The sequence below is a fragment of the Mesorhizobium sp. WSM4837 genome, from assembly GCF_055811435.1.
In genome coordinates, this window is record NZ_JBVVQE010000225.1 from 1 (window position 1) to 694 (window position 694).

Sequence of the window (694 nt, forward strand, 5' to 3'; positions counted from 1 at the left end):
GGTTCTGTTGCAAATTTTTGTTGAACTGAAGCAAGAAGAGATGGCGGGCGGTGCTTATGCGGCGGCGAGGATATCGAACTGCTCGGCCAATGACGGATTTGGGTTGAAGGCGAACCTCGCCTGTCGTTTGCGCATCATGTGAAGCATTTCGATGCCGTCGAGGATGATGCTTGCGGCTGCGGGAGATTTGAAGCCGAGCATCGGCCGAACACGGCGCTTGATCCGCCGATGGTCCTGCTCGATCCGGTTGTTCAAGTATTGGCTTTGGCGGATTCGGATCGGCTTCGGTCGGCGCCTGCAGCGATCCTGCAATCGATGTGTCGTATCGCAGGAAACGATCGCCTCCTGGTTGGTCTGGCTACCATCGATGACGACACGATCGGGACGCCCATGGCGCTCCAGCGCTTTCCTGAAGAAACGCTTGGCCGCCGGCAAATCCCGATGTTCGCTGAAATAGAATTCGACCGTGTCGCCGACGCTGTCGATAGCGCGGTAGAGATACATCCACTGCCCTCGGACCTTGATGTAGGTTTCATCAACATGCCATTTGCCGGTCGCTGCGCGCTTGCGCCGGTTGAAGCGCTCCAGCAGCAAGGGCGAGAAGTGAACAACCCAGCGATGGATCGTCGAATGATCGACGCTAATGCCACGCTCGGCCATCATCTCCTTCAAATCGCGCAGGCTCAGTCCATAT

1 protein-coding gene is annotated in these 694 nt (G+C 57.1%); it reads right to left on the bottom strand.

Annotated features, from left to right (window positions below; all coding sequences use genetic code 11):
• Positions 1–54: 54 nt before the first annotated feature.
• A partial coding sequence (locus AC0L3D_RS36845) for an IS6 family transposase (RefSeq protein WP_473647552.1) occupies positions 55–694 on the bottom strand: 640 nt, incomplete at its 5' end.